The organism is Iamia sp. (assembly GCF_035575815.1).
In the GTDB taxonomy this organism is placed as follows: domain Bacteria; phylum Actinomycetota; class Acidimicrobiia; order Acidimicrobiales; family Iamiaceae; genus Iamia.
On the sequence record NZ_DATLXO010000164.1, the window covers coordinates 1 to 8,890 of the forward strand.

The following is an 8,890-nucleotide window of genomic DNA, read 5'->3' on the forward strand; positions in this document are numbered from 1 at the left end:
CGGCTCCGTCGGCTCCGTCGGCCGCGTCGGCCGCGGCGGGCGGCGCGGGACCGCCCGGCGCGCCCATCACCGCAGGCCGAGGTGCTCGCACGCCGCGAGGAGGCCGATCAACGACTTGGCGTCGGTGAGGGCGCCCTCCGCGATGAGTCGCGGGACCGAGCGGAGCGAGAGCCGCTCGATCGTCATGTGCGCCTCCTCGGGGCCCTGGCGATCCAGGCCCACCGCAGTGAGGCCGGTGCCGAGGAAGAGGTGCTCGGAACAGTCCGTCAGCCCTGCCGCCGGGTGGACCCGGGCCAGCAGGTGGAGGTGATCGGCCCGCATCCCGATCTCCTCGGCCAGCTCGCGCTGGGCGGTGATCTCCGGGTCGTCCTCGCCCTCGACGTCGCACAGCCCGGCGGGGATCTCGAGCAGGAGGGCGTCGATCGGCCCCCGGTACTGGCGGACCATCAGCACCGTCTCGCCGTCGTCGAGCAGCGGCACGACGGCCACCACCGTCTTGTCGCGGATGACGTCGCGGGTGAACTCGGTGCCGTCGGGCGCGGCGAAGCGGGCCCGGACCACGGTGACGCGGTGCAACCGGGCGATCTCCTCCTCACCGAGGTACCGGAACCCTCCCGATCCGCCCGTCGCCGGCGCCGCGGTGACCACCCCTCAGCTCGAGGGCGGGGCGGAGGTGCGGACGCCTGCGCCGGTCACGTCGACGAGCGGCTCGGTGGACCCCACGGCGCGGGTGACCGGGGCGGGTCGGGGCACGGTGTCGATGCGATCCGCGTCGAAGAGGTGGGGGTTGCGGGCCTCGGCCCGCTCGAGCGCCGCGCCCACCAGCTCCCGGAAGAGCGGCGCGGCCCGGTTGGGGCGGCTCTTGAGCTCGGGGTGCGCCTGGGTGGCGATCCAGAACGGGTGATCGGTGAGCTCGACGAACTCGACCAGCCGACGGTCGGGCGAGGTGCCCGAGAGCCGCAGGGCGGAGCCGTCGAAGTGGTGGCGCAGGCGAGGGTTGAACTCGTAGCGGTGGCGGTGGCGCTCGGAGACCACGGTGCGCCCGTAGATCGCCGCGACCTGGGAACCCGGCTCGAGCTCGGCGACGTAGGCCCCGAGGCGCATGGTGCCCCCCTTGTCGGTGACGTCGCGCTGGTCGTCCATGAGATCGATCACCGGGTAGGAGGTCGAGGGGTCCATCTCGCGACTGTTGGCCCCGGGCAGGCCGAGCACGTTGCGGGCGTAGTCCGCGACCATCATGTGCAGGCCCAGGCACAGGCCCAGGCACGGGATCTCGTTCTCGCGGGCGAAGCCGGCGGCGGCGATCTTGCCCTCGGTGCCCCGCTCGCCGAAGCCACCGGGGATCACCATGGCGTCGAGGTCGGCCAGGCGGCTGCTGGCCATCAGGCCCTCGACCTCCTCGGCCTGGATCCAGTCGATCTGCACCCGGGCGCCGTGGTGGAACCCGCCGTGGCGGGTCGCCTCGACCACCGAGAGGTAGGCGTCGGGGAGGCTGACGTACTTGCCGATGATGCCGATGCGCACCGTGCGGTCGGCCGCCTCGATGCGGTCGACGAGGGCCCTCCACTCGGTCAGGTCCGGGTCCGGGGCCTCGAGCCGCAGCACCTGGCACACCTCGGCGTCGAACCCCTCGTCGTGGAGGATGAGAGGGACCTCATAGAGGTTGCCGGCGTCGGCCGCGTTGACCACGCCCGAGGGCTGCACGTCGCAGAGCGAGGAGATCTTGCGCTTCAAGCCGTCGGAGATGGGCGCCTCGCTCCGACACACGATGAGGTCGGGCTGGATGCCCCGGCTGCGCAGCTCGGTGACCGAGTGCTGGGTGGGCTTGGTCTTCTGCTCGGCCGCGGGACCGATGAACGGCACCAGGGTGACGTGGATGTAACAGACGTTGTCGCGGCCGACGTCGAGGCGGAACTGCCGGATGGCCTCGAGGAACGGCAGGATCTCGATGTCGCCGACGGTGCCGCCGATCTCGGTGATGACCACGTCGACGTCGTCGGAGGCGAGGGTGCGGATGCGGCGCTTGATCTCATCGGTGATGTGGGGGATGACCTGCACGGTGCGCCCCAGGTAGTCCCCGCGCCGCTCCTGGGCCAGCACCGTCGAGTAGATCGAACCCGTGGTGGCGTTGGACGCCCGGGACAGGTTCTCGTCGATGAAGCGCTCGTAGTGGCCGAGGTCGAGGTCGGTCTCGCCGCCGTCGTCGGTGACGAACACCTCGCCGTGCTCGAAGGGGTTCATGGTGCCGGGGTCGACGTTGATGTAGGGGTCGAGCTTCTGCATGGTGACCCGCAGGCCCCGGGCCTTGAGCAGACGACCGAGCGACGACGCGCTGATGCCCTTGCCCAGCGAGGAGGCCACGCCACCGGTGACGAACACGTGCTTGGTCATCGACGCACCTTCCCCGCGGTGGGCCCGGCGGGCCGGGGGCCCGGAGCCGGCGGCGGGAAGGGCGGGGGATCCGTGACGGCCACGGGAGTGCACCCTACCGCGGCGGGCTGTCGTCCCCGGCGGATGGCGCGGCCGGCGACGACCCGACCGGCCGCCCCGGGCGTCGACCGGCGCCGTCACTCCCGAGGCGTGCCGCGGCTGGTGGCGACCAGGACGGGACGGGTGAGGGCGACGGCGCCCAAGCCGGCGACCACCGCGGCCAGCCCGAGCAGGGCCATGCTCCTGACGTCGGGCGCGCCCACCAGCTCGTCCTCCGCCCCGAAGGCGGCCATCATCGTCAGCCCGGCGGCGGCGCCGCTCGCCATGGCCCCCACGGTGGCTGCCGTCAGGGGCACCACCGCCTGCCAACGGCGGGCCCGCTGGAGCGTTGCTATGGGGGTGCCGACCAGGCGGAGGCGGGCCAGGGTCGTGCGCTGGTCGAAGATCGACGCCGCGGATCCGATCGCCGTCGACGCCGCGGCCATCGCCAACGCGGCGCGCGACATCACCACACTGGCCCGGCCCAGGTCGTCGAGCAGGACCCGGGTCTCGCCGCGGACGTCGTCCGGCGAGGAGAGGTCGGCCTCCGGGTCGGCCACGGCGACGGCGGTGCGGACCCGGTCGAGGCCGACGCCCTCGCCGAGGCGGATCGTCCCGGACACGTGGCGGCCTGACCCCGCTGCGTCCCCGGTGTCGCGCTCGATCGTCACCCGGGGCTCGGCCGCCACCACCGCGACCTCGATGGCGTCGGCCTTGGCGTCGGCCGACGATCCGTACGCGTAGTAGGTGGCCTGGCGCGCCGCGCCGGCCGATCGCTCGAGGGCGTCTTCGTGGCTGATCGTCGGGATGATGGCGAACAGGAAGCCGGCAATGAGCCCGGCCAGCACCATGCCGCTGATCGTCCGATAGGTGCCTCGGGGGTCGTCGGTGATGCTCCGGCCGGCCAAGAGCATCGCCGGCCCCCGGCTCACGCCCGTCAGCACGGCCCCGATCACCCACGTCACCCACGGTCCCACCACCGCGAGCGTGCCGATGACGGCACCCAGCCCGACCAGGGCACCGAGCGGCCCGCCGCCGTCGCGCATCGACGAGGCGGCGGCGAGCAGGACGGCCCACGCCACCGGGACGCTGAGCAGCCGCACCAGGCGGGGCCAGCGTCCCGTCACGCGACGACTGACGCCGAGCGGGCCGAGTAGCGGTCACCGAGCACGTCGTCCGGCAGGGTGCGAAGCAACGCGGCGAGGGCCGGCGACACCGCGACCTCACCCGGTCCGGGGGCACGGTCGAGGCCCGGCGGGGTGGGGACGGTGCCCGCGCCGGTGGGGGCCAGCACGACCACGTCGATCGTGTCCCCGCGGACCACGTCGTCGCGGCGTTGCTGCACCGCGGTCGCCGGTCCGGCGGCGGGGGTGGGCGTGCGCCAGGCCACACGGTCGCCCCGCGCACCGAGCGCGGGGCTGACCGACAGCGCCAGCAGGCCGAGGGCGGTGGCGCCGAGCACGCCGGCGACGGTGAGGACCAGCACCGTCCGCTGCCGCCGGCCGCCCCGCAGGCAGAGGAGGGCCGTGAGGCGGAGGACGCGCATCATCGCTCTCCCACCCCGACCACGGTCCCGTCCCGGAGCTGGAGCGTGCGATCGCACGCCGCAGCCACCTCCGGGTCGTGGGTGACGACGAGGAGGGCGGCGCCCGAGCCACGCGTGGACCCGACCAACAGGTCCATCACGCCCGCTCCGGCCGCCCGATCGAGGGCGGCGGTGGGCTCGTCGGCGAACACCGCCGCGGGCCGGGCGACGAGGGCGCGGGCGATGGCCACCCGCTGGGCCTGGCCGCCGGAGAGCTCTCCGGGCCGGCGGCGCTCGAGCCCGTCCAGGCCGAGCGGCCCGAACCAGCGCCGGGCCTCGGCCACCGCCACCCGGCGCGGGTGGCCGTCGAGCATCAGGGGCAGGGCTACGTTCTCGATCGCCGGCAGCTCGGGTACGAGCTGATCGGACTGGAAGACGAAGCCGAGCCGGCGGGCCCGCAGGCGGGTCCGAGCCCGCTCCCCGAGCCGGTCGATCCGCTGCTCGCCCAGCCACACCTCGCCCCGGTCGGGACGCTCGATGCCGGCGAGGCAGTGCAGCAGGGTCGTCTTCCCGGACCCGCTCGGGCCCATGGCGGCCACCGCCTCGCCCCGACCGATGGCAATGTCGACCCCGGCGAGGGCGGTGACGTCACCGAAGTGGCGCCACAGGTCGCGTCCACGCAGTGCCGCGGTGCCGTCTCCGCCCGCCTCGGTCGGCGGCCGTCGGCCCGGGGTGGCCGTGGGGGGGAACGAGTGTCGAGCGATGTGGGGGTGTCCATGACGCCCAGCATCCGCGGGACCGACACGCCGCGCATCGGCTCCGTGGCCACCTCCCCTCGGCCGTTCGGCCCCATCTCTCTGGCCGATCGGCCGAGCCGGTCCGGGACGGATGTCCGCAACATCGGGGTCGTGACCGGCGACGATCCGACGCCGTGGGATGCGCCCGAGGCGTCGCCGTCGCCCCCGCTCGCCGGAGGGCCGGGGCTCGGCGCGGCCCTCGACGACCTCTGGCGTCGCGTGCTGCGGATGCTGCCGTGGGCCGCCGATGCCGTCGTCGTCGGCGTCGTCGGCCTCTTCGCCCTGGCCGACCTGGCCGCGGCCCAGGGCCGGACCGGATACGGGCTCATCCTGGTGGGCGGCGGATCCGCCCTCACGGCCGTCGCCCTCCGGCGCGGGGCGCCACGGTGCGCCCTCCTCGGGCTCGTCGCCGTGCTCCTCGTCTCCACCGTCGTGAAGGCGACGACCTCGGCCGAGGCCGTGCCGCCCACCTCCGCCGTCGTCGCCCTCGCTGCGGTCCTCACCGTGGTCGTGCGCCGCCAGCCGATCCCGTGGGCCGCGGGCCTGGTCGCAGCGGGCGCGGTGGCCACGCTCGGGCTGCTCACCTGGAGCTCCGACGTGAGGGTGCTGCGCGTCCTCCTGGTCATCTTCGGCGGGCTCGGCGCCGCGGGCGTCGGGGTGGGCATCTACCTCCGGCAGCTCGATGACCGCCAGGCGGTCACCGCCGAAGCGGCGCGCCGCGACGAGCGCCTCGACCTGGCGCGCGAGCTCCACGACATGGTGGCGCACTTCGTGACCGGCATCGTCGTGCAGGCCCAGGCCGCCCGGGTGGTCGCCGACCGCGATCCGCGGGCCGCGGACCGGGCCCTGGAGCAGATCGAAGGAGCGGGCAAGGACGCCCTGGCGGCGATGCGGGCCATGGTGGGGTCGTTGCGCGACACCGACGGGGCCGACGTGGCACCCACCATCCCACCGGTCGGGCTGTCCGGCCTCGAGGACCTCGCCGTGCGCAGCGACGCCGCCGGCCTCCCGGTGCACCTCCGGGTCGAGCCGCGGGCCGGGGCCGTCGCCCGGGGCGCGGCGGCGGCCTCCACCCATCGGATCGTGCAGGAGTCGCTCACCAACGTCCACCGCCACGCGCACGGGGCGACCCGGGCGGAGGTCGACGTCCGGGTCCACGGCGACACCCTCGTCGTCACCGTCTCCGACGACGGGTGCCAGCCGGTGGGCGGCCCGGACCGGACGCCCCCCGGCACCTCCTTCGGCCTGGTCGGCATGGCCGAGCGGGCCGAGGCCCTCGGCGGCGCCCTCGTCGCCGGGCCGGCTGCGCCGCCGGACCACGGCTGGCGCGTACAGGCGTGGTACCCCCTCGATCAGGCGTCGCCAACGTGACCATCCGGGTGGTCTTGGCCGACGACCAGGAGATGGTGCGCACCGGGTTCCGCATGATCCTCGAGGCCGAGGACGACATCACCGTGGTCGGCGAGGCCGCTGACGGCCGGACCGCCGTGGACCTGTGCCGGCGCCTGCGCCCCGACGTCGCCCTGCTCGACATCCGCATGCCCACGCTCGACGGCCTGGAGGCCACCCGCCTGCTGGCGGGACCCGAGGTCGCCGAGCCGCAGCGCATCGTCGTGGTCACCTTCGACCTCGACGAGTACGTCCACGCCGCCCTCCTGCACGGGGCCACCGGGTTCCTGCTGAAGGATGCCGGGCCCGCGCTCCTCGTCGAGGCCGTGCGGGCGGCGGGCCGGGGCGACGCCCTGGTGTCGCCCCAGGTGACGTCCCGCCTGCTGCGCCACCTGAGCGCCAGCGCGTCGGCGCGGCGCGCCGCCGTCGAGCCGGCCGAGCCGCTCACCGAGCGGGAGGGCGACGTGCTGCGCCTCGTCGCCCAGGGCCACACCAACGCCGAGGTGGGCGAGCGGCTGTTCGTCTCGCCCTCGACGGTGAAGACGCACCTGGCCAGCCTCCAGCCCAAGCTCGGCGCCCGCAACCGGGTCGAGCTGGCGGCCTGGGCGTGGCAGTCGGGCCGCATGGACGACCTCCCTCCGCCCCGCTCCTGACCGCGCCCGGACCGGACCCGTGCGTGCGTCGGGCGGCCGGGGTGCCCCTACCGCGGTCGGCGTCGGCCCCGGGACGACCCGGCCGGCCCGTCGCCGTCGAGGGGGAGCCGGCCGCAGCGGTCCAGCACCCGCAACGGTGGCACCCTGTCGATCACCCGGCTGAACGACACGGCCTCGCTCGCGAGGTTGAGTCCCACGAGCACGGCCAGCAGGACGACCTGGGCCCGCAGCCCCACGGCGATGGTGGCGCCCAGGCCGAGGGCAGCACCGAGGACGTTGGCGCCGGCGTCGCCCAACATGAGGCGTTCGCGCAGGTCGAACGCCAACAGTCCGAGCGCCGCGCCGAGGATGATGACCGTCCCGGTCAGCGCCGACCGCGCCCCCGCGGCCGTCGTCGCCACGAGCACGGCCCCGGCGACGAGAGCTACCTTCGTGGTACGGCCCGGGGCCCGGTCGAGGAGGTTGCCCAGGTTGGCGGCGAGAGCCACGACGGCCGCGCCCACCAGCGCCTCCGGGACGGAGACGGCTCCCCCGGTGGTGACGGCCACGACGGCCACCGCCCCCCCTCCGACCAGCTTGGCCCCGCCCGTGGTCAGCCGGCCCCGGCCCATGCTCACGAGGTGGCCGCGGAACCCCTTGTCGTCGCCGTCCGCAGCCAGGTCGTCCAGCAAGCCCAACAGGCCGAAACCCAGAGCGGCCACCATGGTGCCGCGTCGTCCGGCCAGCTCCGCGGCCCCGGCGTCGCGCCCGGCGACGTCGAACAGGCTGAGAGCGGCCTCGACCGCCACCGCGGCCATCACCATCACGACCCCGACCCCGACGGGCACGTCGACACCCCTGATGTTACGGCGTTGCACGACCGGCGCGGCGAACATCGAGCGGCTCACCAACCACAGGCCGAGACCGGCCATCCCGGCCACGGCGAAGGCACCGAGGGCGATCATGGGCGGGCCGCGACTCCGGCCTCCTCGGCATCGTCCTTGCTGTCGGGGGCGTCGGTCTGGCTGTCCCGGGCCTCGGTCTGGCCGTCGGGGGCCGGTTCGCCTCCGGGGCTGTCGCCTCTCCCGTCATCCGCCTTCTCGGCCGGGCCTCCCCGCCCACCGTCGACGGGGAGCTCGGCCGGGGACAGGGCCTGGTAGAGGACGAAGGGCAGGAAGAGGGTGAACATGACTGCGGGCACGGCGATGCCCGAGTCGTTCACCGCCATGCCGAGGACGCTCAGGGTGATGCCGCCCCAGAGGGAGGCGTGGGTGGATGGCTCGTCGTCGAGGTGGGTCTCGAACAGCTGCGGTCGACGCCACGTGAAGCGCACGAGGAGGAGCAGCCCCAACGGGATGGCCCAGGTCCAGACCGACGAGGTGAGGATCGTGAGGTTGGCGTTCACCTTGCGCTCGACGACGGTCAGCAGCCCGCTCAGCCCGTCGTCGCCCACCGTGGAGCGCACCAGGCGTCCGAGGTGTGTTTGCTCCGAGGCCGGACGCCCCAGGTCGATGGCCGCGAACACCGCGACGGTGGCCACGGTGACTAACCCGCTCGCCAGCACCACCCGCAGCCGGAGGCGGCGACCCAGCAGCAGCCACACGACGATGAAGGCGGCCGGGATGATCGACAGGATGCCGCCGACGTCCGAGCCGAGGGCCGGATGGCCGTCGACGACCACCGTGACGGCGAAGAGGCCGATGATCGCCCCCAACAGCCACCGCCGACGGGACCCGGGTTGGTCGCCCCCGAAGAGGACCCAGAGCCCGCAGGCCAGCAGCAGGGCACCCATCGAGAACAGCGCGTAGGCCGGGTTGCCGAAGCCGGCGAAGCGGCCGGCGATGACCGGCGAGTACCCGAAGGCGGTGTTGATCTGGAGGCGGCCCCCCAAGACGATGTCGATGAGGATCACCCCGTAGGTGGTGGCCACCGGCACCAGGGCCACGCGCATGGCCGCGCGCCGGGGGTCGTCGCCCCATCCGAACAACCGGGCCGTGGCCGCCAGCCCCGCCGCACCCAGGAACATGAGGAGCAGGTAGGGCGCGAAGCCGAGGCGGTCCACGCGGACCAGGCCGAGG

8 protein-coding genes and 1 pseudogene are annotated in these 8,890 nt (G+C 74.6%); 2 read left to right on the plus strand and 7 right to left on the minus strand.

Annotated elements, in window-relative coordinates:
• Positions 1-66: 66 nt before the first annotated feature.
• The 5 genes from VNL12_RS16875 to VNL12_RS16895 all read right to left on the minus strand — a co-directional run bounded on the left by VNL12_RS16875 (position 67) and on the right by VNL12_RS16895 (position 4,677).
• Complete coding sequence (locus VNL12_RS16875) at positions 67-648, minus strand: NUDIX hydrolase (protein ID WP_325596111.1); 582 nt, start codon at positions 646-648, stop codon at positions 67-69.
• 3 nt (positions 649-651) lie between these two features.
• Positions 652-2,391 (minus strand): CTP synthase, encoded by a 1,740-nt coding sequence (locus VNL12_RS16880; RefSeq protein WP_325596112.1) that lies wholly within the window; start codon positions 2,389-2,391, stop codon positions 652-654.
• A gap of 176 nt (positions 2,392-2,567) precedes the next feature.
• Positions 2,568-3,596: a hypothetical protein gene (locus VNL12_RS16885; protein ID WP_325596113.1), complete on the minus strand. Its 1,029-nt coding sequence runs from the start codon at positions 3,594-3,596 to the stop codon at positions 2,568-2,570.
• Positions 3,593-4,018 (minus strand): hypothetical protein, encoded by a 426-nt coding sequence (locus VNL12_RS16890; protein ID WP_325596114.1) that lies wholly within the window; start codon positions 4,016-4,018, stop codon positions 3,593-3,595. Before VNL12_RS16890 ends, VNL12_RS16885 begins: the two co-directional genes overlap by 4 nt.
• Complete coding sequence (locus VNL12_RS16895; RefSeq protein ID WP_349257874.1) at positions 4,015-4,677, minus strand: ABC transporter ATP-binding protein; 663 nt, start codon at positions 4,675-4,677, stop codon at positions 4,015-4,017. Before VNL12_RS16895 ends, VNL12_RS16890 begins: the two co-directional genes overlap by 4 nt.
• Before the next feature lie 93 nt (positions 4,678-4,770).
• Here VNL12_RS16895 and VNL12_RS16900 point away from each other — a divergent pair, with 93 nt between their 5' ends.
• Positions 4,771-6,162, plus strand: a complete 1,392-nt coding sequence (locus VNL12_RS16900) for a sensor histidine kinase (RefSeq protein ID WP_325596115.1) — start codon at positions 4,771-4,773, stop codon at positions 6,160-6,162.
• On the plus strand, positions 6,159-6,833 hold the full coding sequence (locus VNL12_RS16905) for a response regulator transcription factor (protein ID WP_325596116.1): 675 nt from the start codon (positions 6,159-6,161) through the stop codon (positions 6,831-6,833). The genes VNL12_RS16900 and VNL12_RS16905 overlap by 4 nt, the downstream gene beginning before the upstream one ends.
• Positions 6,834-6,880: 47 nt before the next feature.
• On the opposite strand, the gene VNL12_RS16910 is transcribed toward VNL12_RS16905, so the two are convergent.
• A complete protein-coding gene (locus tag VNL12_RS16910) occupies positions 6,881-7,777 on the minus strand; it encodes a hypothetical protein (protein ID WP_325596117.1) in 897 nt (298 codons plus the stop codon).
• Positions 7,774-8,890, minus strand: a pseudogene (locus VNL12_RS16915) (hypothetical protein); the annotation flags it as partial. The gene VNL12_RS16910 and the pseudogene VNL12_RS16915, both read right to left, overlap by 4 nt.